The following is a 24,348-nucleotide window of genomic DNA, read 5'->3' as shown; positions in this document are numbered from 1 at the left end:
AAAATTGTAAAGCAATAAATAAATTTTTAAAAAAATAGCTATTTTATCGAATTCATTGTAACGTAATGATTTGTATCCTTTTCTTAAAGATGGAACACACAACCGAACTACAGTCAGAATCATTTTAAAATGGTCATTTTGAAATATGAGGATAGTGAGTGAGATCAGTACGTATTAATCTAATTCAGGCTGTTGGAGTGATTGTCTTATTGACGTTGACCGCCTGCAAAAGGGACTATTGGGCACTAGATAAAGAGGAGCCTAAATATCCCTGCAAGGTTCTTGGTGCCTGTGATGCTACCATCATGAAGCTCGCTAAAAAACTAAATAAAAAAGGGGTAAAAGTAATTACTATTGGCCAGGATTATATGATCAGTATCCCGGCTAATTATTTGTTTGAACCGGAAACACCGCATCTGAAATGGAAGTCCTATCCATTGCTTAATGAAATTGCAGTATTTCTAAAACAGTTTCGAAAAATTGCAATTAATGTAGCGAGTTACAGTAACAAATATGTATCACCGCAAAGAGAACACGCATTGACTTTAGCCAGATCGCGAGTCGTTGGTGAATATCTTTGGTCTCAGGGAGTAGATAGCCGTTTTATCTTTACACAAGGATTAGGTAGTGATAAACCTATTATTGGGTTCACTAAAGGCGGTGATAATTCAATAAATGCGCGGGTAGAGATTACGTTTAGACGAGCTGTCGCATAGGGGAAATAATGAGTCGCGAAACTTGGGAATTGATAAAAAATAGTAAAAATTTCTATGTTATCTCCTACAGACGTGGATTAATTACTTTAATTATCTCTTTGATCGTGAATTGCATTTTTGGAGTTTTAATCGCTTACATTCATTTAACAGAGCCCGAGCGAGATTATTATGCAACGAGTGGAATATCACCACCTATTCAGTTGCAACCTCTTTTGGCTCCGAATTTTACAGCAAACGCGTTACTTCCTCCTGATCCACCTGCGGAGAGTGAGGATAAATTGATACCACAATAAGCAATAAATAGAGGATATTATGGCTGAAGATGCCTTGACAGTTGTCGCACTAAGAAACAAATTTTATAAAGACAGCCAGCGTAAAGTAATGCTTGCATTGTTAATTGCTCTTATTGTCAATATAGTTCTAGCTTCGTTATTGGTTTATATCATTACCCATCCGCCAGCCCCCAAATATTTTGCGACCAGTATTAACGGACGTATCACGCCGCTTTTTCCTTTAAATGAACCAAACCAATCAGATTCTGCAGTTTTGCAATGGGCAAACCAGGCCGCTATTGCTGCGTTTACTTATAATTTCGTTAATTATAGAGACGAATTACAAGCTTCATCTGGATTTTTTACACCTGAAGGTTGGGATCAATTTCTGAGTGCTTTACAACAATCAAATAATCTGGATGCAGTCAAAGCTAAAAAACTGATTGTTTCGGCAGTAGCAACACGAGCCCCCATTATCTTACAAAAAGGGGTATTAAACGGTAGTTTTTCATGGCGAGTACAAATGCCTATATTGGTAACGTACCAGAGCGCCAGTGAATTTACACAACAGAATAATGTAGTTACTATGCTGATTACTCGTGTTTCTACATTGAATTCGCCCAGAGGAATAGGTATATCGCAATTTGTTGTGGGACCTGCTGCAGGTGGAGTGTCTTAATGAAAAAGCTGAACTGGTTTTTAAAGTTTTGTTTGATCTCCGGATTAGCTTATTCGGTTCCTGGTCTTTCTTATGCGCAAGATCAATCTGATAGTGCGCAACAGGCATTGCAACAGTTACGCTTGTTACAACAACGATTATCACAAAATCAGCCAGCAGGGCAAAATCAGCCAGCAGGGCAAAGTCAAATTTCTGGACTAAATCCAGCGCCTGCACAAGATCAAGCAGCAAATATTCCTATTCCTCTCGCAAATAATATTTACAAGCCTCCAGCGCAAACACCTGCACCTAGTCCTACTCCCAATCCTAATGCGCCGCAAGTCATGACACAAAATGATGAGGAAATTATTGATAATAAAGCATATAAGGATATGACAAAAAGTATCTATCCATTGAATACAGAGCAAATTGTTCATTTAAAACAATTGAACGAAACCATGGAATACGCTAAGTCTTCACCTGTAGGTACACCACCAAAACCGACAGCAACATCTCAATTCGTGAATTTATCTCCAGGCTCCACTCCGCCCGTCATTCGTTTGGCGCAAGGATTTGTCTCTTCATTAGTTTTTCTTGATTCATCCGGAGCTCCATGGCCAATCGCTGCTTATGATTTAGGGGATCCAAACTCATTCAATATTCAATGGGATAAAACAAGCAATACGCTAATGATTCAAGCACTAAAATTATACAATTATGGTAATTTGGCAGTTCGCTTGAGAGGTTTAAATACTCCAGTGATGCTAACCCTTATACCGGGACAAAAAGCTGTTGATTATCGAGTTGATTTGCGTGTTCAAGGTTATGGGCCAAATGCTAAAAGCATGCCTCTAGAAACTGGAATTCCCCCTTCAGCAAGTGAATTGCTTCTTCATGTTTTAGATGGTGTTCCACCTCCCGGAAGTAAACGATTAAGTATCACCGGAGGTGATGCGCGTGCTTGGTTAGCTAACGACAGAATGTATGTTAGAACAAATCTTACTATATTGTCGCCGGGCTGGTTAGCAAGTATGACCAGTGCAGATGGGACGCATGCATATGAAATGCAAAAATCTCCGGTGTTATTGGTTTCTTGGCATGGGAAAGTCATGCAGCTCAAGGTAGAAGGGTTATAAATGGCTGGCAGAAAAGAAAATATAAAATCGCTTTTTTCAAACACGCGTACGCGAGTGATTATCATTTTTACAGCGGCATTATTATTATTTGCTGTGGTGATAGGGTATATAAAATTAAGATCCATAAATACAGGCCCTTCAGCTGTTGCTACTCTTGGACGTACTCCAGGAGCGATTCAGTCTATTCCGGGCGTTCTCAATCCAACAGCGCAATATGCCAAATTGCAGGAAGAGCAGAACATTACTCAGGCACAAAAAGCAGAGCAAACCGGAGGAAGTGCCATTCCAACAATTATCCGAACCCAAGCTTTGGGTGAGGGAGTTGGCGTCATCGGTTCTCAGGGGGGGCAAAGTGGAGTAGGGTTTGCGACGTTAGCCCGTGAGAATGAAGAAGGATCTCAAAAAAGTCTTTGGCTGCAGGCACTTCAAAACGGGGGTTGTTCAAAGACGGTTGTTGATCAGGTTGTTAGCCAAGGAGCACAATTAACTGATCTGAAAGCAGCATGTAGCTGTGCACAGTTAAAAGATAATGGTTATTCTTTAAAAGATTTGAATCAAGTTTGTCCCTGTAAAGAATTAAAGGCTGCAGGATATAATGCAAGGCAACTTAAAGATGCAGGATATAATGCTACTCGCTTAAGAGACTGTGGTTTTAATGCATGCGAATTACGTAATGCGGGCTTTACTGCACTAGAACTTAAAGATGCTGGTTTTTCTGATGATGAATTGAAGGGAGCTGGTTATTCTCCAGAGGAAATAGCCAATGCCAGTGGTTTACCGGGAGGAATAACTGCTGCGGATGTATTAAAAGCCGGATGTAGTGTTGAGGCATTGACTAAATTACGTAAAGAAGGAGTTACGGCCTCTGCCATTCGACGAATAAGTGGATGTAGTGCAGAACAATTAAAAGCGGCTGGTTTTACTGCTAAAGAGTTGCGTAATGCAGGATTTAGTGCGGCTGATTTAAAGAGAGCAGGTTTTACACCTGAAGAATTAAGAGCAGCAGGATATAGTGCTAGGGATTTATTAAATGCTGGGTTTTCGCCAGAGGATCTTGAGAAGGCTGGCTATTCTGCTGCTGATATAAAGGCTGCAGAGGCTGAATTGCCGCCAGGTATTACTCCTGATGATGTAAAAAAAGCAGGTTGTGATGTTGATGCATTAAAAAGGGAAAAAGCTGCAGGAGTTAGTGCAGCCCTTATTCGACAATATGCTGGGTGTAGTGCCCAAGCTTTAAAAGCAGCTGGTTTTACTGATGCAGATTTAGCGAATGCTGGTTTTACTCCCCAACAAATTAGCGCTGCAACTCCTTTGACGGATGCACAAATCAAAGCAGCGGGTTGTAATCCGGATAATTTGAAGAAACTTTTCGCTGCCGGTGTTTCTGCCAAGCGCATTAAAGAATTAAATGGATGTAGTGCTGAAGCATTAAAAAATGCTGGATATGATGCCAAATCATTACTTGATGCAGGATATACACCAGCGCAACTTCTTGCAGCGGGATTTACTCCTAAAGATTTACAAAATGCAGGATTGAGTCCGGCAGATATCATAGCAAGTGGCCGTGTTGCAGATTGCAGTGTTGAATCATTAAAGAAAGCAAGAGCAGCAGGAGTGAGTGCCCTGACGATTAAGAAAACACTTGGGTGTTCTGCCAAAGCTCTAAAGGACGCGGGTTATACTGCAAAAGAACTTAAAGATGCTGGTTTTACGGCAGCTGAGCTTAAAAATGCAGGCTTCAGTGCCAAAGATTTAAAAGATGCAGGTTTTAGTGCTAAAGAATTAAAGGATGCAGGTTTTAGTGCTAAAGAGTTAAAAGATGCAGGCTTTAGTGCTAAAGAATTGAAAGACGCAGGATTTAGTGCTAAGGATTTGAAGGATGCAGGATTCACAGCCGCACAGCTAAAGGCGGCTGGCTTTAATGCTAAAGAATTAAAAGATGCTGGTTTTAGCGCTGCGGATTTAAAAAATGCTGGTTTTACCGCCGAAGAATTAAAAGCAGCAGGGTATACTGCTGGAGACCTATTAAGTGCCGGGTTCACACCAGATCAGCTTGCTAAGGCCGGTTATTCTGCTGGAGAAATAAATGCAGCAGGGGCTACGTTACCACCAGGTGTTACTCTTGATGGCATAAAAAAAGCGGGTTGTAGTGTTGATGCATTAACAAAGGAACGGGCTGCAGGAGTTAGTGCTGCACTAATAAAACAATATGCTGGATGTACTGCGGCTCAATTAAGAGCAGCAGGTTTTACTGCCCAAGAACTAAAAGATGCAGGTTTTAGTGCCAAAGAATTGAAAGATGCAGGATTTTCCGCTGCAGAACTAAGAGCCGCGGGTTTTAGCGCCAAAGAATTGAAAGATGCAGGATTTTCCGCTGCAGAACTAAGAGCAGCGGGCTTTAGCGCCAAAGATTTGAAGGATGCCGGATTTACAGCCGCAGAGTTAAAAGCGGCTGGTTTTGGTGCTAGAGATTTGGCTAGTGCAGGGTTTAGTTCTGATGATTTAAAAAACGCTGGATACAGTGCTTCTGAATTAGTGAATGCGTTTCAAGTAGCAGGTTTGGGTGCTCCAAATATCGGGCAGGGCGCATTTAATGTTGGTGGAATCCCATCATTAGGCCAGGGAGGGGCAGAAGGAACCTTAATGCCAGGATCTACTGCTAGCAATGAACAATTACAAGCTATTATCAACAGACAAAATCAGCAAATGGCTGAGCAAAAATATCAACAAAAAATTCAACAAAAAAGTTCTGACATGTTAAACGCTGCGAACCAATTAATTGCAGAATGGAAAAACGTACCAACACAGACTTATACTTCGGGTAATGAAGAGAAAGGTGCTGGTGCTGCTGCAGCTGCTGCAGGAATTGGTCCTGGTCCTGGAGGGGCAACTGTTGCCCAGTCGCCAACTGCATCAACTACTCAAACAAATATGATTAAAACAGGAGATGTCCTTTTCGCTGTAATCGATACTTCAATCAATAGTGATGAACCCGGACCAATTCTTGCTACTATAGTTGCAGGTAAACTTAAAGGAACCAAACTAATTGGCAGCTTTAATTTGCCTTCCAATGCCGACAAAATGGTTATTACATTTAATACTATGTCAATTCCAGGTGCACCAAAAACAATTTCGATCTCTGCCTATGCAATTGATCCAAATACAGCAAGAACCGCTCTTTCTAGTAGAACAAACAATCACTTTTTATTGAGATACGGTTCATTGTTTGCTTCCTCGTTTTTAGAGGGCTTTGGTAATGCATTCCAGTCTGCGAATACTACGGTCACCATAGGCGGTACAGGTGGCGGCAATAACGTAACCGTTGCAAATGGTGTTGGCCGTTCTACTTTGGAAAATGCGGTAATTGGTTTAGCTACCGTTGGTAAGACGTGGGGGCAGCAAGCACAAGTATTATTTAATACACCTCCAACTGTTGAAGTCTATGCTGGAACTCCTGTTGGGGTTTTATTTACTCAGGATGTACAATCTATTTAATTTGATGGTAGGTAAAAATGGCGGATAATGATCAAAATGATGAATATAAATTCGAAGAATTAGATTCTCTTGAGAATGAATCATTAGATACTTCAGAGTTTGATACGAAAAGTTCTGCTCCTGCACGATCAGTAGGAATGGAGCCCCAAAAGAATATTAAGCGTAATGCTTTAATTGCCATAGGTGTTATTGTTTTTGCTATGTTGATGTATAAATTTATCGGAGGGATGTTTTCTAAAAGTACTCCTCCTAAGGAGAGTATAACTCCGGCTCCTGTAGCAGAGATAACGCCCACTCCTCCTCAGCCCGTGACTCAGATTCCACCGGAACCCATTCAACCAAAACCGGTAGTCCAACAACAGCCTCCGGCGGTTCAAGAGAATAATGCGGTACTAGAGCACAAAGTAGCGTCTATTGAGGCAAGCCAACAAACGGTTCAATCTGAAGTGAATTCAATGAACCAGCAAGTAGGAAATGTCAATAATAATGTAAATGCGTTAAATGCCCAAATTACGAAACTGAATCAGATGATAAGCGATTTGAATAATCAGGTGGCGAAGCAATCTGAAGTAATTAACGTATTAATAGAACGTACAAAACCAAAGCCTGTCAAGAAAATAGTTCGTTCCCGCCCAGTGGCACCACAAATAATTTATTATATAAATGCAGTAATTCCTGGTCGGGCTTGGCTAATTGGCACAAATGGTTCTACACTTACAGTAAGAGAAGGAACAAAAATCGCAGGATACGGAACTGTTAAGCTCATTGACTCTATGCAAGGTCGGGTTTTAACGAGTTCCGGGCGAGTAATCAGGTTTAGTCAAGAAGATAGTTGAGGTGTTGTATGGCTGATACATGTACGGGCGGAACAGTAGCTTGCTGGATATCAGGTCAAGTGAATATATTAACAAATATTGCAAATTCGCTGATTCCTGTAGAACGCTTGATTACAGGGGGGGCATACTTAATTGGTTGTGCTTTTTTATTCAAAGCAGTCTATAGTTTAAAAATATATGGTGAAGCTCGTACGATGATGTCGAGTAATACGAGTATGAAAGAACCAATTGTATACTTAGTAGTTGGCGCGATATTTATTTATTTCCCATCGGCTTTTTCATCATTGATGGTGAGTACTTTTGGTTATCAAAATGTTCTCCAATATGCTCCGGTAAATAGTAGTAACCCGACACTTGATACCTTATTCGGTAGTGGGAGTGTTGTGGGAAGGCCTTTGACAATTATTATTCAGGTCATCGGCTTAGTAGCCTTCGTAAGAGGATGGGTGTTGATTGCACGTTCTGCTTCCCAAGGACAACCCCCAGGAGGAACAGGAAAAGGTTTGATTCATGTATTTGGAGGGATATTAGCGATTAACATTATAGGTACAATTGAAATGATTAACAATACTTTATATGGGACATCGTGACAGAGCTAAGCACGATTTTAATTTGATTTAATTTCTAGTAAATTTAAAATTGGGGAGAAAAAGGTGAAGAGTAAAGTCATAAGTAAATCTAGTTACAAATATTGGTTAAGCAGTTTTATTTGCTTAAGTTTATTGGCTTTGGTGAGTCAAGATGCTGCTGCAGGAGGCGGAATGTCTATAGGAGGAATGGCATCAACGATTACCTCATCATTTACAAACTTGACCAAATTAATCACTGCAGGTTCTTACTTGGCGGGTTTGGGCTTCTCAATTGGTGCTATTATGAAATTTAAACAGCACAAAGATAACCCAACTCAGATTCCAATAGGTACGCCAATTGCGTTGGTATTTATCGCTGCGGCCTTGTTGTTCCTACCTTCTATTCTAGGGGTAACCGGAGTAACAATGTTTGGGGGCAGTGGTGGTTCAACTGCGGGCCCAACTGGAACAGTTTATACAAGTGGCAGCTAATTAGCATAGACGTTACTTTTATAATAAAAATGGTAAGATTCATTTCAGATCCTCTCTCCCCAAGGGAAGAGGATCTTTTAATGAGTATCAAATCGAGTAATTGCCAATAAAGTAGATTGTATTAAATGTGAGCCAGGAATATGGCAGTTAATCAAGAGCAAAACAAATTAAAATTAATGGCTACGCCAGGTTCATGGCGTTTGTATTCTGCCAGAAAGGTAGACGAGCGATTTAAATCGTTCGAGCAAAAAGTATTTCAAAGAGATAGATATACGTGTAGGTTTTGTGGATTTCAAGCTCGCTTATTCCAAGAAGTGGTGAATCTTGATAATAATTATGCTAACAACAAATTAGATAATTTGGTTACTTCTTGTTGTTTCTGTGCACAGTGCTTTTTTGTTGAATCTGTTGGCGTTGGTGGCTATGGTGGAGGAACATTAATTTATCTTCCTGAGCTAACTCAAGCCGAGTTAAATAGCATATGCCATGTACTGTTTTGTGCGATTACCAATGATACGGGATATAAGTCCAGTGCACAAAATATTTATCGAGCTTTCAAATTTCGTTCACAACTTGTGGAAGAAAAATTTGGTGAGGGAACAAGCGACCCTGCAATATTCGGTCAGCTAATGATTGATGCGGGCGTAAATGACGAAGAGAGAAGATCTCAATTGTTTAAAAATATACTTCTATTGCCTTCAAGAGCCAAATTTCGTAAACAAATTGAAAAATGGGCTGCAAGTGCATTAGAAGAAATTTCAAGTTAAATGTGAGGAAAGGAATGGCGCATTGGTCAGAATCTTTTTTTGAAGGAGTAGATACCTTCTTTGCCTGGCTAAGTACATCGCTCAAGCAAACGACAGAATCATACATTGATTTAGAAACAGCTGATAGTTCAACAGTGTTGGTTAATCACGATGGTTCTCTGCTATCAATTTTGAAGGTTGAAGGAGTCTCAGCTCTTGTAGGAAATGCAGAATTTGAAAATTTGGTTGCAGGGCTAACCAATTCATTTCAAGCCGCTATGGGACGTCCAGGACACGCTCTGCAGGTTTATTTTAGTCATGATAAACAAAACATAAAAAAGTTGATCCAAGATACCTACCAACCAGCTACAGCTACAGCAAAACGACTCGAACTGAATTTAGCGGACTTGTTTGAAGAACGAGTTAATTATATGGCACAGTATTGCGCGGAAGAACGAGTTTATTTTGTGCTGATTACGCGACCCTTCAATTTAACATCAGAGCAATTAAAGGCTGCTAACAAAGCCAAAATGAAGATGCTCAAAGATAAGAAGGCTCCCCCTTTTAAAAACACCCAGACTATCTATGCTGCGATCCCAGAGTTACGTGACACCCATGATGCCTATGTTCGTTCCGTTATGAATGATCTGGATTCGCATCATGTGTTTGCTAAGTTACTGGAAGTTCACGATGCAATCCATGCAGTTCGCATGACTTCAGATCCTGATTATACTGCCGATGATTGGCGACCAAGTTTGCCTGGAGATAGGGTAACAGTTAGAGAAATTAATAGTTTTGAAGGTGATCCTTCTGATTTATTATGGCCTTCATTAGCAAAACAAGTATTTCCTCGTGACGCCGAAGTATTAGATTTGCGAACAGTTAGGGTTGGGGATAAGATTTATTCATCAACCTATATCGATTTATTCCCCAAAGATCTAAGACCTTTTATTCAGTTATTTACTCGTATATTACCTTCACATGTCCCTTGGCGAATCTCTTTTTTGATTGAGAGTGAAGGACTTGCCACGATTAAGCTTAAGGGAATGTTGGCTGCGATTCTTACTTTTAGTTCGGCACAAAATCGTTTGATCAGTGATTCAGTGAATTTATTAAAATACATTCAGCTTAATACGGATGAATCAATAGTGCGCTTGCGAGTTGTTGCAACAACCTGGGCACCTGAAGACAGACTTCCATTATTACGCCAACGTAGTTCTGAATTAGTAAAAGCCATTGAGGGATGGGGTTCAACCGATGTTTCTGAAATTTGTGGCGATCCGTTTGGTGGGTTTGTTTCCAGTATGTTAGCGGCTACGCTCAATAGCACCGCCGTACCTACAGTTGCACCACTAAGTTCGGTAGTATCCATTTTGCCTATTACCCGTCCGGCATCACCTTGGACAAAAGGTGCCTTGCTTTTTAGGACACCTGACGGTAAGCCTTGGCCTTTCCAACCAGGCTCTACGGAACAGACTACTTGGATTGATTTGGTTTATGCACGCCCAGGTTCTGGTAAATCAGTTCTATCAAATGCGATTAATTTAGCATTATGTTTGTCTGGGGGATTGTTACGTTTACCACGTATTGCGATTATTGATATTGGACCTTCAAGCAGTGGACTCATCTCTTTGCTGAAAGAAGCTCTTCCCGCATCAAAACGTCACCAGGTTGCTTATCATCGGTTAAGGATGACCCCTGAATATTCAATTAATCCTTTTGATACGCAATTAGGGTGTCGCTATCCTACAGCATTAGAGCGTGCTTTTTTAGTTAACTTTATTACGCTGCTTACCACTCCTCTTGGTGCGGAAAAACCCTATGATGGTATGCCGGATCTTGCAGGTATGGTTGTAGATGAATTATATAAAAGTTTGGCTGATGAGTATAATCCCGCACCTTACTCCCCTGGGGTTGAGGAATTTATTGACAGTATTTTGGAAGAAATTGGTTTTATTCGTGATTCAAAATCAACATGGTGGGAAGTAACAGATTCACTTTATTCAGCAGGATTTATTCATGAAGCGATGTTGGCTCAACGCTATGCGATGCCTTTGTTGGCAGATGCTGCATCAATTTGCCGTACTCCATCTATTGAAGATTTATACGAAAGAATAACGGCACCGACAGGTGAGTCCCTAATTAATGCGTTTTCGCGAATGATCTCCGCTGCGGTTCGGGAATATCCTATTTTATCGCGTGTAAGTGCATTTGATATCGGTGATGCGCGCGTGGTATCACTTGATCTTGATGAAGTTGCAAAAAGTGGTGGAGATGCTGCAGACAGACAGACAGCTGTTATGTATATGTTGGCACGTTATGTCTTGGCAAGACATTATTATTTAACTGAAGAGAGTCTAAATAATATACCGGATCAATATAAGGAATATCATAAAGAAAGAGTGCAAGAAATTCGCGAAGATCACAAACGTATTGTTTATGACGAGTTCCATCGTACTTCAAAATCTGCAGCAGTACGCGAACAAGTCATTATCGATATGCGTGAGGGACGTAAGTGGAAAGTACAAATCGCCTTATTATCTCAGTCAGTTGATGACTTTGATCCCGTTATGATCGATTTTGCTACTGCAATTTACATTATGGATGCAGGACCTTCACAAGCGATCGAAAAAACGACTGCAATATTTGGACTTTCGGATACTGCAAAAACTGCTTTGCGCACCCGTGTACATGGACCAAGACAAGGTGGGGGAACGTTTTTGGCACAGTATGCCACTAAAAATGGTGTAAATGTGCAATTGCTTACCCTGACTTTAGGGCCTGTGGAACTCTGGGCGTTTAGTACTACAGCTGAAGATGCTACAGTGAGAAACCACTTATATCGACATCTTGGCCCTGCAGAAGCAAGGCGTCTTTTGGCTGCATTATTTCCTAATGGTTCCGTTGCCAAAGAACTAGAAACTCGATTGAATAGTATGAAAGAAAAAATGGGTTTGATTGAGGATGAACTGAAAGAAAGTATTGTAGAACAATTAATTAACGAAATCCTTGATGCTTACTCAAAAAATCCTGATGTTAAGAGTTTACCTGCTAAATTAACATGAGTTAGACCTAAGAAGTATAAAATAATAGCTTTATACTTTTTAGGTTACGAGATGAACTTATCCAATAAAAATGCGGCTCCTTTTATGCGGGATCCTTTCTAAATAAATCCAGTTCGATATAGGAATATAATACTATGTTTTTTATATCGAACTCAGGTTAATGTAATTTAATATTATCTTAATAGAACTTCCATATAATCGTCCTCGTTCTGAATCATGAATGGATTTGTTGTGTGCAAATTCATTCTGAAAAGATTAAAAAATAATAAAAAAGGAATGTTTAAAATGAGGTTCTATATGAAAAATGCAATCGCTGTTTTGTTTTCATTAGTAATAGGTATTAATACAAGTTTTGCTCTGACAAATACGAAAATTCCTGATGAAATGTTCATTAAAGAACATTGGATCAGTTTAACCACAAGCTATGACATTGAAACAAAAACACGAAAACTAGGTACTTTATATCGAAAATTCTTCAGTCTCTTATTAACTTACGAATTTTTTGATCCGTTCGATAACAAATTGGCATATGCCCGATCAAAATTCTTTTCTCTGACGGCCCATTTTGATGTTTACGATAATTATGAAAATTTTATTGGGGCAGCTGATGAACGATTATTTGCTTTTTTCCCTACCTTTGATATTTATGGACAAGATGGATATACAAAATTGGCTAAGGCGAGTATGAACTTCTGGGGTACAACCTTCACAATCTACGATCCGGTAACAGATAAAGAAATGGCTACTTTATATCGACCATTTTTTAGGCTGAAAAATGACTGGACTTTTACTATTACCAACCGAGTATTATTCAATCAAAAGGAAATTGATTCTCGCGTACTCATGACTGTAATTGCATTTCAGGGCGATAGAGAATATTGGGAAAGTACTCACCGAGATAGTTTAAAATCAATAACAAAGAAATCGAACCAAGCTAATGAAGTGACATCGGAGCAGGTAAGTGGACTTTTGGAAAAGATCGCGACAGTTAAGAAACAAGAAGGTCTAGAAAATATAAAAAATCCAGATCCAAAAATGATGGATGTTATTGCTAATGAGCTGGAAAATAACTATAGAGAAATGCATGCGCTTGATGCGTCAACACCAACAAATCAGGAAAAGCTTGCTGCATTCGCTGAGTATTGTTTGACTTTGGTACAATCTAATACCCTGACTAATGAAAAGAAAAACGCCATTCTTTTCTTGCTTAAAACACGTTTGGAAGGGGCTGTGAATTTAATTCGATAACCTGCTTCTATATTAAGTGAGTCATTTTTTAACTATAGCCTTTTGGGGGACACGATATGGCTTCTCCCAATAGGATATACGACCACGTCATCTTGAGGAATTTACAATTAAGGATCTCCAAATTTTAGCATGGCATTATTTTATTATAATGTCATACCACTTACAGGAGATCCCTCAATATGTCGGGACATCATTATGTTCGGGCTGGTGGTGCTTAACGCTATAGTGTTCAATCACAAATTTAATTTGTTCTCATGGGCAAAGTTACAATTACTTTTAAACCCCCTTGCAAATTATTAGTTAACGTAATATCGCCTTGATGCATTTGGATAATTTCTCTGGCAATTGTTAATCCAAGTCCAGTGCCGCCTGTACTGCGTGAACGCGAATTTTCACCTCGGTAAAAGGGCAAGAAAACGTGCTCTAGATCTGCTTCTGCTAATCCTGGTCCCTGGTCTGTAATTGTAATTTCTATTTTATTTTGTAAACAATCTAAGTGAATCATCGCCTTATAGCCATAATGAACTGCATTATTAATTAAATTATTAAAAGCACGTTTTAGTAAATTTACTGTACCATAATAGACAAACTTCGTGGTTTCACTAGTAAAACTGACATCATAGTTTAATTCGGTGGCATCATCTTTCAGTGATGAAAGCAGCGCTACCAAATCAAAAAGTTGAGGTTTTTCCTCAACATTTACATCTCTGAAATAATCCAGGGTTTCACGGATCATGACTTCCATTTCATTGATGTCAGCCATTATTTTGTTGTAGTTGGGATCATCTTCCAAATATTCTGCACGTAATTTTAAACGGGTTAACGGTGTGCGCAGATCATGCGAAATCGCAGTAACTACTCGAGTTCGATTTGCTAAAAGTTTATTCACTTTTTCTTGTAGATCATTAATTTTTTTAAAAATAGTTTTTTGATCTTGATTTCCAGTTATTGGGATAGGTAACCAATTTTCTTGGTGTTCGCTGTAATGAAGGCTTTGGATTAAAGTATGAATTGGTTGATTGAGTGTGCGTACGGCCCAATAATTGATGAAAAGTAACGCCCCAATTAGGATAAGAAACAGGCTGACAACTGAGTTTGCTTGCACGGGAAAAAAGGAAATTACCTTGATATTTAACCAGTTATTCTCCTTTATAAAAACGGAGAATTCTAATTTTTTATTTTGTTTTATTAAATTAAAAAGCACTGGAGCTTTTAAAGTCAAAAATGCATTTTTATCGAACAAGGGTTTAGGGGATAAAGTTATTTCTGCCCAAGAAATACTTTGATTTCGTAAGATCAGAGGCCATATGGATTGGGGGTTTTTTTGTAATAGTGTCACAAGATGAGTCAACGATCGTACTGCTTTGGGGGGAAGGGGGGAGCGGATGTTTTCATAATAATATTTCCCCAGTTGCATGAGTGAAAAAATTATTAATAAATTCCCCAGTATTAACCCAACCAGGGTTTTTTTTGCGGTTTTAGTTAATTGACTCATACCAAATCAACCTTGGTTTTGAATTGGTAGCCACCGCCTCGAATCGTTAATAACAATTTGGGGTTCCGAGGATCAATTTCAATTTTTTTACGTAAACGTCCGATTAGAACATCAATTGTTCTATCTTGCGAATCACAGTCTTTGTCATACAACAAATCCATCAATTGATCACGACTTAGAATACGCCCAGGATGCTCCAAAAAAATGACCAAGAGCTCATATTCACGATGACTTAAAGGGATGGCCACGGATTCTTTATCAATCAAAGAATGGGTATTGCGATCAAGAATCCAATTATCGAAATGAATTTGTTGTAATGGAGTGAGTTTTTTACGATCATGCTCTAATTCACCCTGAGTTCTTCTTAATTGTGCTTTGACGCGAGCAAGTAATTCACGTGAACTAAAGGGTTTGGAAATATAATCATCTGCACCCAATTCCAGTCCAGCAACTCGATCAGCAATACTATTTGCTGCGCTGAGCATAATAATTGGCATGCTATGAGTTTGCCGAATTGTTTGGCATAAATTCAATCCATCAATTCCTGGGAGCATAATATCTAAAATAATTAAATCAAAATTATTTTCTCTTAATAATTGTTTGATATTCAAGCCATTCAAGGTCCAGGTGGTTCGAAAACCATTTTTAATCAAGTAATCATTAATCAAGTGCGTAATTTCTTGATCATCATCAATAATCAATATGTGGTTTTTTCTTGTGCTCATGAATCACCTGATAAAAGAAATGTAATCTTGGGCAATGAAGCAGAACCCAGAGGTTTTTTTAACGAGTAAAATTACGCGTTGTACTCAGACTGTATTATAACAGCAAACGGCCCTATTTTTAGCATTGTAACAGTGTTGTTACAATAAACAGTGTGTTTGTCATATTCCTTTTACATTGCTTCATTAAACTTATCAATGAATCCAAATAGGAGAAATAAAATGAATATGAAACGATTCTTATTGGTTAATAGCTTGGCTTTCAGTGTATTAAGTACCTCTATCGCAATAGCACAACCAGTAGTATCTAGCGCGACAGTCTCTATAAATCAAACAGATCATTATCGTCAGCATGTTGGTAAGCTGCTAACTCCTGAGCAGCGTTCAGAGTTGGCTAAAATCAAAAAAAATCTTCGCGAACAAATGGCTCCATTAGTTAAAGAAAAGCGCGCCCTAAGTATGCAAATAAGAGGTAAATTAGCTACTCCTAATGCGAAATGGAGTGATATCTCGAGCTTGGTAGAAAAAAGAAATCGTGTTCATGCGAAAATAAGTACTCTATGGGCTCAAACCCAATTTCAAACCTATCAAAAATTGGGTGTTTTATTGCCTGTTCATCACGGTCATCATTGTCGTCTTCAGAATAAGAATTTTGCTAAAAAATCATAAGATGCAGCGGACGGTTTCGTGTCTTATGCGAAACCGTTTACTTTTTTAATTCAATGACAACAACTTTTATTGGATGTTTACTCATGTTTTCATCGGTGTGCAATTCACCAGGGACATCTTTAGAGAGATAATACGCTTTATCTTTTTCCAATTTTAAGAAATGTACTTTTCCTTTATTGTTAACTACTTTCAACACTCCATTATCTAAGGCAACAATGACTCGATTGTGTTCATGTCGATGCATTTTTAAAATTTGTTTTTTATTCGGATAAATCACTGTTGTCCAGACAGAGACCTCTTTGTTTGATAGTTGAGGAATGCGTGTGGTTTTCTTTATATCTGCATAAGAATTTATTGATGTTAAAAATGGAAGAATACAAAGGAGCAACGTGATGTATTGTCGCATAATGTTCACCATGAGTTTTTGGGAGACTATAATATACGGAGCCTTTTTTAAGAAGATTTATTAGCAAAAATAGTAGATCGTTTGTTTTAATTTCCTTTATCTATGGCCATCAGTTCTGTCACTGTAAGTTTGTTAGAATACTTTTAAGAAGCATCAGTGCACTTTGCAACAACAATCTGTTTAATTAATTCCGTTAATAGCGTGTAATTTTCTATTTTATGGGAGGTTGCACGCCAGGCTACGCCAATTTCTCTGTAGGCATGGTCGGTTTTTAAAGGTAGGGAGACTAAATCAGTACCGGTAAGGATGTCGCTGTTAATTGCAAGATTAGGCAAAAAAGTAATGCCAGGCTGATGGCTTACCATTTGGATTAAAGTATGCAGGCTGGTGGCAAAAAAATGATTGATTTTTTTACTTTCTTTTAATTGACATGCTTGTAATGCATGTCCTGTTAAACAATGCTCTTTTTCCAGAAGGAAAATACTGTTTTCAGGCAATTTACTGATTTCTTTGTCAAAACCTTCCTGTGACCAAGTTTTTGGTAAGACAAGTTTAAAATAATCTTTGCATAATATCTGTGTCTGAAATTCTTGGGTTGAGTAGGGCAGTGCTAATATAACAAGATCAAGTTTTCCTTCACTTAAATAGTTCAAAACATTGTCTGTCGTGTCCTCTCTGATAAATAAAGTGAGCTCTGGATAAAGTTGCTGACATAGATTCTGTAAGTCACTTAAGATAAAAGGGGCAATGGTAGGAATTACTCCCAAATAAAATTTACCTTGCATCAGCTTTCCTTGATTTCGCGCGTAATCCACTAAATCGTTACTCTGTTCAATGATTAGTCGACCGCGACGAACAATTTCTTCTCCTAAAGGCGTAAACAGAAATGTTTTATGATCGCGCTCAAGTAATTGTGCCTCCAAAGTTTCTTCAAGGCTTGTAATTGCTGCACTTAAGGTTGACTGACTTATAAAACATGCAGCCGCTGCGCGCCCAAAATGTTGATGGTCATATAGTGTAATTAGGTAATGAAGCTGTTTAAGACTGATTAATCTGCTCATCGATTTTTCCGATTAAAGTAATCTGTTTTATTCATTTTAAATAATTATATACCATAACTATAATTTATTTGAACGAAACAAATGAGGAGAATTTTATGTTAACTGTTGGTCAAAAAATTCCAGAATTTTCTATTGTTGCAGCAAAACCTGGTTTTAATAATCATGAAGAACATGGTGTGAGTGCATTTGAAGTGATTACTGAAAAAAGTTTTCCGGGGAAATGGAAAGTACTTTTTTTCTATCCTAAAGATTTTACTTTCGTATGTCCAACAGAAATTGTGGAGTTTGCAAAATTAAACAGCGAATTTAACGATAGAGATACGGTAGTACTTGGAGGGAGTACTGATAATGAGTTTGTTAAATTGGCTTGGCGAAGAGAACATAAGGACTTAGATAAGTTAGATCAGTACAGTTTTGCTGATGTGCATGGAAAATTAACTGATGGTTTTGGTATTAGGGATGAGGAAAGTGGGTGTGCTTTAAGGGCAACATTTATTATTGATCCGAACAATGTGATTCAACATGTTAGTGTCAATTCATTAAATGTTGGGCGTAATCCTCAAGAAATATTGCGTATTTTGGATGCCTTGCAGACTGATGAGTTGTGTCCTTGTAATCGTCCTATTGGTGGTGAAACATTATAGGCCTGAGCAAAATTCAGAAGTTCTTATCGATAAGAGCTTCTGCAAAGGAGAGTACTATGTCTATAGAACAATTGAAACAAATGATACCCGATTTTGCTAAGGATATTCGTCTAAATGTGAGTAATATATTCGGCAATGTCTCGCAATCAGGTTTAACAGAAACCCAATTTTATGGAGTTGCATTAGCTGTTGCTTACACTTTAAAAAATAAGCGGATTATCGATGCCGTTAAAACAGAGGGTACATCTTACATAACCGCTGAATTGGATCAGGCTGTAAAAACAGCAACTGCTTTGATGGCAATGAATAATATATATTATCGGGCAATTCATTTGGCAGAAAACAAAGAACTTTTATCAATGCCTGCTAATTTGCGTATGAATGGTATGTTAAATCCTGGGGTACCTAAAACTGATTTTGAGTTATTCGCTTTGGCCGTATCTGCAATCAACGGTTGTGGGATGTGCATCCATTCACATATAAGGCAATTGTTGGAGCATGAGTTAAACAAGGTTGCAGTACAGTCTGTGCTTCGTATTGCAGCGATTTTAAATGCATTGTCCTTTGTTTTATCACACGATGAACTCTAAATGGGTAGTTCTGGGTTAGGGTTTAAAATCTAACCCGGAACTAAAAGGTCCTCTCTTTCTTTGAAGTGTGCTTGATCTATGCTTATGCGTCTTGCCAGCCCTCGGGCTCTAAAGGAATAATGAGCCATAATATGAGGTATGCGATAAGTGCTGTGCCTCCAATGAGGAAGAAAATCACAAATATAATTCTCATCCATACCGGGTCGACACCAAAATAAACTCCTAAACCACCGCATACTCCAGCAATTTTTCGATCTTTACGAGAGCGCCATAACTTTTTGTAGGGTTGAGTCATAATTTACCTTCAATGAATGTTCCTAACAATTTAGTTAGGATTGTGATAGCCATTTTTTTCCTTCAACAAGACGAGCAACCATCATACTGCTTATACTATTACATGTTACATTAAGCATCGTTGCAAGTGGATCAATAATAATACTAATTGCCGCAATTGCTATTAAAACTGAAGGAGGAAATCCATAGACACTGAGTATGAGTAACTCACCAAGCATGCCTCCACTTGGAATTGCTCCCATTACTGTGCCAACTAATAATGAAATTCCTAGGGCGGTAAGCAACACACTGGGGCTTGAAAAGTTTAAGTGAAAGATTCCAAATAAAAAAGCAATCTTAAACACCCCACCTATTACCGATCCATCTTTATGGATGATGGTACCCAAAGGAATGACTGTTTCATAAATTTCAGGAGCGACCCGCATTTTTTTTGCTGCCAGTAAATTAGCAGGAATACTCGCAGCACTACTGCAGGTGGCAATTGCAGTAACTCCGGGTAAAAAAATAGCACTCCAAAATAATTTTATACCTTTAGTTTTCCCAGCAAAATAGGCAAATGCTGTCGAAGCAATAATAAAATAAATTATTCCAGATGAATAATAAAGAACCGCAATTCTCAGGTAATTAGCCATCAACTGAGGGCCTAAGTCATGGACTAACACCGCGAAATAAGCAAAAAAACCAAATGGCGCGTAATACATAATCAAAGCGAAAACACGCATGAACGTTTCTTCACCTGCTTTTAAAAAATCAACAAATATCGTTCCTTTTTCATTTTTACTCGATGCAGCCAGGCCCACCAGGATTGAAAATACAATGAGTGCCAGAATATGCTGCTGCGAAAGAAGTTTGCTAAATTCAGGAACAGTAAATATATCAGCAATTTGATTAAGGAAACTTAATGCAGACGTTTTTTCTGGAACATTGAGTGTTAATGCGACTCCTTGAGCAGGAGGAAACAGGCTTACAATGAAAAGCGCAAAAACGGCGGCTATGATTCCGGTAAACAGAAATACAATCATCATATAAAAAGCAATCTTACCCAGTTTACCCATAGAGCCAATTCGTGCGATTGCTGAAGAAACACTAAAAAAAATTAAAGGGACAATTGCTGTAAAAATTAGGTTAAGAAAAATTTCTCCAAAAGGCTTTAAATAGAGCGTAGCCGGCCCCAAAAAGTATCCTGTGAGGCCTCCTAGCAAAATGGCTGTAATTAAAATAAACGGAAAAAAATAAGGTCCAAAAGTTTTTTGGGTGCTCATTACTATTGCCCTGAACTATTTTTAGGAACTGTTGTTATTGTATCTTCTTGCCTATGTAACATGCTACCTATTGATACACATTTAGTAAAATCCAATGCATGAAATGTGAAGTATTTTAATTTTTCAGACCAATTTTTTATCATTAAAATTCAGTAAGATACCGATATATTGGGTATAAAATGCAATAATTGAATCAATAGTTCCCACCGTGTATAATCGACTGCGCTTCTAATGTAACCCACTTGTGAGGATCTTTATGCCTACAGCTAATCCAGTTGTTTACAATCACGCTGCTCTCCTATCCTGGCAGAAAGAATTAACCCCACTCGAACTGCAAATATCAGAACATTTACAATTCGTTGAACACCAGAGGCAACAGCTTGGTCCGAGCGAAGAAGAATTAAGATCCCTGAATTTACGTATTTCTTTAATTGAACACCAGATTTCTATGGATATTGGGCTGGCTCAGGATTTCATGCGTCCTAAGACGCATTATTATGGAGAATATATTCGGGTACTGGATACCTTTGGATTGCAACTGGAGTTAAGTCGTTTGGAAGAGCAACGTGATAGAGTCAAACGAACTATGTATCCATATGAGCAAGCAATTATTGAAGCCCAAAAGCGTTTGCAGGAATTATTTTCTCGGAGAGACTGGTTAAATGAGCATATTCCAGCTGCACAGTTATTTTTAGAAACATTACAACAAAATCCTATGAAGTCGGTTCAGGATTTGACCAATAGGATTTGGGAAGCATTCGTTAATTATGAAGATACGCACTTGGTCGGCCTTTCTCCTCAGGTACGTATTTGCTTGATGGCTGTTCAATATATGAATCTACTAACTGCCTACCCTGGAGTCGGTGATCCTGGCTATCTGAATCAAGTCCATCGCAGCAATTATCTTCGTTTGTGTGGTTTGTTATGGGATATGTACTCTAACGTAAAAGAAGAAAATAAAGATGCTGAGTTTGAGAATGTTCTAAGACGCCTTGTTGAAAGTGCTCATGTTGCGCAACATGGTGATTTACCTTATCCAATGTTAACAGGTTATAGTGCGACTGCCTGGTTTGAAAGTAATAAACAAACTGCACCAGCCTATTTTGCAATTCAAGAACAATATTTGCCCATTTTAGAAGAACAAACCCTTAACAATGGACTTGCTTTTATTACTCAGAATACACCGTTAAAGCCTACGGCACTTCAAAAGCACATCATGAATGCGGCCAATTTAATTGATGCAGAAGTGAAATTTAAAAAGCAAAATCATGAGGAAATTGATTACCATTTTTATGGCCGAACTCTTCAAGTACTGGGCGGATCTTTGGTTAATCCTACAGATAAGCAATTAGCGACACGTTTAGGAAAAATCGCTGAACATGCATCCGGAAACAAATCCATTGGTAAGGAAGTTTTAGGCGGTCTGCTCATTGTATTTGGGGCATTGCTCATTTGTTCTAGTATTGCTGGTTTTATCACTACTTTTGGTTCGAGTTCTGTACTAAGTGCCTGGGGTATTTCATTAGGGCTAAGTTTATTAGAAACAGAACTTGTTTTTGGGGTTGCCTCTACTCTAGCAGCAGCTACTGGAGTTGGATTAACATTTTTTGCGGGTCCTAAAGCTATTGAATCAGGAGCACGTAAAGGTTTATCTCAAGAACTTATAGATATTAAAGAAGGGATTGAGAACTATGATGACCCTCCACCCTATAGTGCGGTTGTCTTAAATTAATTTATCTCTGCTTCATTGCATCACGACACTATACTCTATAATCTAGTAGAAAATTAAAGGAGTTTGGCTTATACCAAAACTCCTTTGCTCCTTACTTTCATATGGATTAATGAAGATGAAGCAAAAATATTTTTTTGGACATAAGGTTTCTCCTAATACACATAACGCTCAAGAATGTTGTATTCAAATTCCATCGCCCCAGGATATAGAGCAAATGCATGCGATGCCGGCAGGTGCGGATGAAGATCAATTTGAACGCTTAAAAAATATGACTCAGTTGATTGCAAAAATTCAATCAACTGATTCTTCATTATCTGTAGCTACTACCGATTTAGTGAAGCTGCCGAAACACTGGAATCAATTATTTGCTGCAATGAAGAAAGGAGATGCGGAAGTTGCATTGACTCTTCTAGCTCAATTTCCTGAAGAAGATGAAATTCTCCAGGCATTATTAGCAGTACATACACTAAAATATTTGCAGGAACTCATTATTTATTGCATTCAAGCACAAAAAAAAGGATGGAAACAATTATCCCCAGATATCCTTATTACACCTGGAGCATTTGAAGTATTGATTAAAGATATTGCAATGACTTTGTTTCATTCGGGAAAAATACATTTTTCTTTTGGCCTGCCGACGCACCATGCGTACAGTGATGAGGGAAGTGGCTTTTGTATTTTAAATAAGTCAGCAGTGTTAATTAAATACCTGCAGCACTTATCGAGTAAACCATTGAAACACATTATTGTTGGAACTGATGTAAATCGAGACAATGGCCTATGCGATATTTTGATGAATTCTGCTTCAGATATGGATATACATCATATCGATATTTTTGACTCAAGGGTTTATCCCCAGCAAGATGATGCCTTTATTACTAAAGCATTCAAACAGAGTGCAACAGATGTTGGACAAAAAATTCAGGCATGGCAACGAGGCAGTTTTAAATATTTTGCAGTAGATTTAAGTCTTACTGTACGTAAACCCGGTTTGATACATCCTGCTTTAGTTTTTGCATTAGAAAAAATTAAAGAAGAAATAAAACTGGCTCAAACGAACCAACAGAAAGTCGCTCTATTTCTGCCAACAGGTTGGGACTCTCATGAAGAGGAAACCGCTTATTGTGGTAAATTTGTTGATGGTCACTTAATGGGACGTGCCGAGGCGCGAAAAACTCGTTTTAACGCAACAGACTTAACCTTTTTTTATGAGAATTTATTTAAGATATATCAAGAGAATAAAAGCTGCATTGAAAAAGTATATTGGGGGTTAGAAGGAGGATATGATCAAGAAATGTATGAGCAACAAATTCAATTATTAATATCACTAGTTTTAAAAGATATAGTCCATCAGGATACAAGTGAACTCGTACCTGATAGTCCTAAAAACTTTTAAGAAATATGTCTTATCCGCAAGCAGAGCCGCCTGGTTAGGCAAGGTATTCAAGGCAAATAATAAAAGGGATTTGGCAACTTAAATACCTTTTGAGCATATCCACCTTTAAGATCACTATATTGATCTCCTATGGAGGCTACAATGGTGTAGCCTTTTTCCGTGAGCATTTTTCGTGTATGTGATTTAAACGGAATAATGGATTTTGAGGAATAATTCATGGGGCGCAAATACAGACCTGACCATCCGGTATAACCTGCTTTGTGTAAATTTTTCTCTGTTGCTTGTCGCTCAGATTCATTTCTGCCTGTGACAAAAAATACTTTAATACCATGATTTCGTGCATCTCGATATAAAGTGAGCATAGGTTTGATTGCCGGGGCATTAGCAGCCATTATGTCTTGATGATACGCTTTGCGATTTCCACCAAAATCACGTTCAATCATGTACTTATAATTCGATAAGCTGGTTTCATCGATGTCTAGAACCAGAGCGAGCTTTTTATGCGATTTATCTTTTAGATTTAATTCAACTTGTTGATCAATATATTTTTGGGCTTTTTTAATAACTTGTGTTAACTCTTTTTGATAAAGACCTGAATTATAATAACTTTTTAGTTCATTTTTTACTAAGGTGAGATTCGGTGGATCTGAAAAAATTGGATTTGAAAAAAGAAACGCCACACCAAGTGCAATTAGAGTGAGTGATTTATTGAGAAAACGCGTCATTATTCATCCATTTTTTACTAAATGACAGAATTATATCTTTGTTCATTTGTTTGTCAAATCAGTCCCAAATTAAAGTTTTAAATAATTATATTTTTGACTTTATTAGAGTGTGTTGACAT

The 24,348-nt window shown here is 38.2% G+C and carries 23 protein-coding genes; 16 read left to right on the top strand and 7 right to left on the bottom strand.

Annotated features, from left to right (window positions below; translation table 11 throughout):
* Positions 1-158 precede the first annotated feature (158 nt).
* The 11 genes from icmN (at position 159) to ELY20_RS04830 (ending at position 13,233) form a co-directional block, all read left to right on the top strand.
* The gene (gene icmN / locus ELY20_RS04880) at positions 159-716 is read left to right on the top strand and encodes a type IVB secretion system protein IcmN/DotK (RefSeq protein ID WP_110141737.1); all 558 of its coding nucleotides are present in this window, start codon (positions 159-161) and stop codon (positions 714-716) included.
* Between the two features lie 8 nt (positions 717-724).
* Positions 725-1,009, top strand: a complete 285-nt coding sequence (gene icmM / locus ELY20_RS04875; protein WP_110141738.1) for a type IVB secretion system protein IcmM/DotJ — start codon at positions 725-727, stop codon at positions 1,007-1,009.
* Positions 1,010-1,028: 19 nt separating this feature from the next.
* On the top strand, positions 1,029-1,667 hold the full coding sequence (locus ELY20_RS04870) for a type IVB secretion system apparatus protein IcmL/DotI (RefSeq protein WP_110141739.1): 639 nt from the start codon (positions 1,029-1,031) through the stop codon (positions 1,665-1,667).
* Complete coding sequence (locus ELY20_RS04865) at positions 1,667-2,782, top strand: DotH/IcmK family type IV secretion protein (RefSeq protein WP_110141740.1); 1,116 nt, start codon at positions 1,667-1,669, stop codon at positions 2,780-2,782. The genes ELY20_RS04870 and ELY20_RS04865 overlap by 1 nt, the downstream gene beginning before the upstream one ends.
* Positions 2,783-6,277, top strand: a complete 3,495-nt coding sequence (gene dotG, locus ELY20_RS04860) for a type IVB secretion system protein DotG/IcmE (RefSeq protein WP_110141741.1) — start codon at positions 2,783-2,785, stop codon at positions 6,275-6,277. It abuts the gene before it with no gap.
* A gap of 17 nt (positions 6,278-6,294) precedes the next feature.
* The gene (gene icmG, locus ELY20_RS04855) at positions 6,295-7,113 is read left to right on the top strand and encodes a type IVB secretion system protein IcmG/DotF (protein WP_110141742.1); all 819 of its coding nucleotides are present in this window, start codon (positions 6,295-6,297) and stop codon (positions 7,111-7,113) included.
* Positions 7,114-7,121: 8 nt separating this feature from the next.
* The gene (locus tag ELY20_RS04850) at positions 7,122-7,703 is read left to right on the top strand and encodes a type IV secretion protein IcmC (RefSeq protein WP_110141743.1); all 582 of its coding nucleotides are present in this window, start codon (positions 7,122-7,124) and stop codon (positions 7,701-7,703) included.
* Positions 7,704-7,766: 63 nt separating this feature from the next.
* Complete coding sequence (locus tag ELY20_RS04845) at positions 7,767-8,174, top strand: type IV secretion protein IcmD (protein ID WP_110141744.1); 408 nt, start codon at positions 7,767-7,769, stop codon at positions 8,172-8,174.
* A 140-nt stretch (positions 8,175-8,314) separates the two neighbouring features.
* The gene (gene icmJ, locus ELY20_RS04840) at positions 8,315-8,941 is read left to right on the top strand and encodes a type IVB secretion system protein IcmJDotN (RefSeq protein WP_110141745.1); all 627 of its coding nucleotides are present in this window, start codon (positions 8,315-8,317) and stop codon (positions 8,939-8,941) included.
* Between the two features lie 14 nt (positions 8,942-8,955).
* Complete coding sequence (locus tag ELY20_RS04835; protein WP_110141746.1) at positions 8,956-11,985, top strand: type IV secretion protein IcmB; 3,030 nt, start codon at positions 8,956-8,958, stop codon at positions 11,983-11,985.
* Between the two features lie 297 nt (positions 11,986-12,282).
* A complete protein-coding gene (locus tag ELY20_RS04830) occupies positions 12,283-13,233 on the top strand; it encodes an LURP-one-related/scramblase family protein (protein WP_110141747.1) in 951 nt (316 codons plus the stop codon).
* A gap of 241 nt (positions 13,234-13,474) precedes the next feature.
* Here the strand turns inward: ELY20_RS04830 and ELY20_RS04825 are convergent, their stop codons facing one another.
* Together ELY20_RS04825 and ELY20_RS04820 are read right to left on the bottom strand one after the other, a co-directional pair.
* Positions 13,475-14,728: a sensor histidine kinase gene (locus ELY20_RS04825; protein WP_110141748.1), complete on the bottom strand. Its 1,254-nt coding sequence runs from the start codon at positions 14,726-14,728 to the stop codon at positions 13,475-13,477.
* Positions 14,725-15,453: a response regulator transcription factor gene (locus tag ELY20_RS04820; RefSeq protein WP_110141749.1), complete on the bottom strand. Its 729-nt coding sequence runs from the start codon at positions 15,451-15,453 to the stop codon at positions 14,725-14,727. The genes ELY20_RS04825 and ELY20_RS04820 overlap by 4 nt, the downstream gene beginning before the upstream one ends.
* Positions 15,454-15,672: 219 nt before the next feature.
* On the opposite strand from ELY20_RS04820, the gene ELY20_RS04815 reads away from it, so the two are divergent.
* Positions 15,673-16,119, top strand: coding sequence for a Spy/CpxP family protein refolding chaperone (locus ELY20_RS04815; protein ID WP_110141750.1), 447 nt, complete (start codon positions 15,673-15,675; stop codon positions 16,117-16,119).
* A gap of 37 nt (positions 16,120-16,156) precedes the next feature.
* On the opposite strand, the gene ELY20_RS04810 is transcribed toward ELY20_RS04815, so the two are convergent.
* Together ELY20_RS04810 and ELY20_RS04805 are read right to left on the bottom strand one after the other, a co-directional pair.
* Positions 16,157-16,525, bottom strand: coding sequence for a cupin domain-containing protein (locus tag ELY20_RS04810; protein WP_110141751.1), 369 nt, complete (start codon positions 16,523-16,525; stop codon positions 16,157-16,159).
* A 143-nt stretch (positions 16,526-16,668) separates the two neighbouring features.
* The gene (locus ELY20_RS04805; protein ID WP_110141752.1) at positions 16,669-17,586 is read right to left on the bottom strand and encodes a hydrogen peroxide-inducible genes activator; all 918 of its coding nucleotides are present in this window, start codon (positions 17,584-17,586) and stop codon (positions 16,669-16,671) included.
* A gap of 95 nt (positions 17,587-17,681) precedes the next feature.
* Here ELY20_RS04805 and ELY20_RS04800 point away from each other — a divergent pair, with 95 nt between their 5' ends.
* Positions 17,682-18,230 carry a peroxiredoxin gene (locus tag ELY20_RS04800; protein ID WP_110141753.1) on the top strand — a complete coding sequence of 183 codons (549 nt, stop codon included), beginning with the start codon at positions 17,682-17,684 and terminating at the stop codon, positions 18,228-18,230.
* Positions 18,231-18,286: 56 nt separating this feature from the next.
* Positions 18,287-18,820: a carboxymuconolactone decarboxylase family protein gene (locus ELY20_RS04795; RefSeq protein ID WP_110141754.1), complete on the top strand. Its 534-nt coding sequence runs from the start codon at positions 18,287-18,289 to the stop codon at positions 18,818-18,820.
* 82 nt (positions 18,821-18,902) lie between these two features.
* On the opposite strand, the gene ELY20_RS04790 is transcribed toward ELY20_RS04795, so the two are convergent.
* Together ELY20_RS04790 and ELY20_RS04785 are read right to left on the bottom strand one after the other, a co-directional pair.
* Positions 18,903-19,115, bottom strand: coding sequence for a PspC domain-containing protein (locus tag ELY20_RS04790; RefSeq protein ID WP_110141755.1), 213 nt, complete (start codon positions 19,113-19,115; stop codon positions 18,903-18,905).
* Between the two features lie 34 nt (positions 19,116-19,149).
* A complete protein-coding gene (locus ELY20_RS04785; RefSeq protein ID WP_110141756.1) occupies positions 19,150-20,376 on the bottom strand; it encodes a dicarboxylate/amino acid:cation symporter in 1,227 nt (408 codons plus the stop codon).
* A 256-nt stretch (positions 20,377-20,632) separates the two neighbouring features.
* Here ELY20_RS04785 and ELY20_RS04780 point away from each other — a divergent pair, with 256 nt between their 5' ends.
* Positions 20,633-22,108 (top strand): hypothetical protein, encoded by a 1,476-nt coding sequence (locus ELY20_RS04780; protein WP_110141757.1) that lies wholly within the window; start codon positions 20,633-20,635, stop codon positions 22,106-22,108.
* A 115-nt stretch (positions 22,109-22,223) separates the two neighbouring features.
* Entirely contained in the window at positions 22,224-23,504 is a 1,281-nt protein-coding gene (locus ELY20_RS04775; protein ID WP_110141758.1) for an arginase family protein, read from the top strand.
* Positions 23,505-23,551: 47 nt separating this feature from the next.
* On the opposite strand, the gene ELY20_RS04770 is transcribed toward ELY20_RS04775, so the two are convergent.
* Positions 23,552-24,229, bottom strand: a complete 678-nt coding sequence (locus ELY20_RS04770; protein WP_110141759.1) for an HAD family acid phosphatase — start codon at positions 24,227-24,229, stop codon at positions 23,552-23,554.
* Between the last annotated feature and the right edge of the window lie 119 nt (positions 24,230-24,348).

It is taken from the genome of Legionella qingyii (assembly GCF_003990155.1).
Lineage (GTDB): Bacteria > Pseudomonadota > Gammaproteobacteria > Legionellales > Legionellaceae > Legionella > Legionella qingyii.
Note: the sequence above shows the minus strand (reverse complement) of the source record. Positions and strands in the feature narration are given on the sequence as shown.

Bases quoted from the DNA above. Each gene is read 5' to 3' on its own strand.
- ELY20_RS04780 (WP_110141757.1), top strand. From the start codon at position 20,633: ATGCCTACAGCTAATCCAGTTGTTTACAATCACGCTGCTCTCCTATCC.
- ELY20_RS04835 (WP_110141746.1), top strand. From the start codon at position 8,956: ATGGCGCATTGGTCAGAATCTTTTTTTGAAGGAGTAGATACCTTCTTT.
- ELY20_RS04870 (WP_110141739.1), top strand. From the start codon at position 1,029: ATGGCTGAAGATGCCTTGACAGTTGTCGCACTAAGAAACAAATTTTAT.
- ELY20_RS04770 (WP_110141759.1), bottom strand. From the start codon at position 24,229: ATGACGCGTTTTCTCAATAAATCACTCACTCTAATTGCACTTGGTGTG.
- ELY20_RS04795 (WP_110141754.1), top strand. From the start codon at position 18,287: ATGTCTATAGAACAATTGAAACAAATGATACCCGATTTTGCTAAGGAT.
- icmJ (WP_110141745.1), top strand. From the start codon at position 8,315: ATGGCAGTTAATCAAGAGCAAAACAAATTAAAATTAATGGCTACGCCA.
- ELY20_RS04805 (WP_110141752.1), bottom strand. From the start codon at position 17,586: ATGAGCAGATTAATCAGTCTTAAACAGCTTCATTACCTAATTACACTA.
- icmG (WP_110141742.1), top strand. From the start codon at position 6,295: ATGGCGGATAATGATCAAAATGATGAATATAAATTCGAAGAATTAGAT.
- ELY20_RS04785 (WP_110141756.1), bottom strand. From the start codon at position 20,376: ATGAGCACCCAAAAAACTTTTGGACCTTATTTTTTTCCGTTTATTTTA.
- ELY20_RS04815 (WP_110141750.1), top strand. From the start codon at position 15,673: ATGAATATGAAACGATTCTTATTGGTTAATAGCTTGGCTTTCAGTGTA.
- ELY20_RS04820 (WP_110141749.1), bottom strand. From the start codon at position 15,453: ATGAGCACAAGAAAAAACCACATATTGATTATTGATGATGATCAAGAA.
- dotG (WP_110141741.1), top strand. From the start codon at position 2,783: ATGGCTGGCAGAAAAGAAAATATAAAATCGCTTTTTTCAAACACGCGT.
- ELY20_RS04830 (WP_110141747.1), top strand. From the start codon at position 12,283: ATGAAAAATGCAATCGCTGTTTTGTTTTCATTAGTAATAGGTATTAAT.
- ELY20_RS04790 (WP_110141755.1), bottom strand. From the start codon at position 19,115: ATGACTCAACCCTACAAAAAGTTATGGCGCTCTCGTAAAGATCGAAAA.
- ELY20_RS04850 (WP_110141743.1), top strand. From the start codon at position 7,122: ATGGCTGATACATGTACGGGCGGAACAGTAGCTTGCTGGATATCAGGT.
- ELY20_RS04825 (WP_110141748.1), bottom strand. From the start codon at position 14,728: ATGAGTCAATTAACTAAAACCGCAAAAAAAACCCTGGTTGGGTTAATA.
- ELY20_RS04775 (WP_110141758.1), top strand. From the start codon at position 22,224: ATGAAGCAAAAATATTTTTTTGGACATAAGGTTTCTCCTAATACACAT.
- icmM (WP_110141738.1), top strand. From the start codon at position 725: ATGAGTCGCGAAACTTGGGAATTGATAAAAAATAGTAAAAATTTCTAT.
- ELY20_RS04810 (WP_110141751.1), bottom strand. From the start codon at position 16,525: ATGCGACAATACATCACGTTGCTCCTTTGTATTCTTCCATTTTTAACA.
- ELY20_RS04800 (WP_110141753.1), top strand. From the start codon at position 17,682: ATGTTAACTGTTGGTCAAAAAATTCCAGAATTTTCTATTGTTGCAGCA.
- ELY20_RS04865 (WP_110141740.1), top strand. From the start codon at position 1,667: ATGAAAAAGCTGAACTGGTTTTTAAAGTTTTGTTTGATCTCCGGATTA.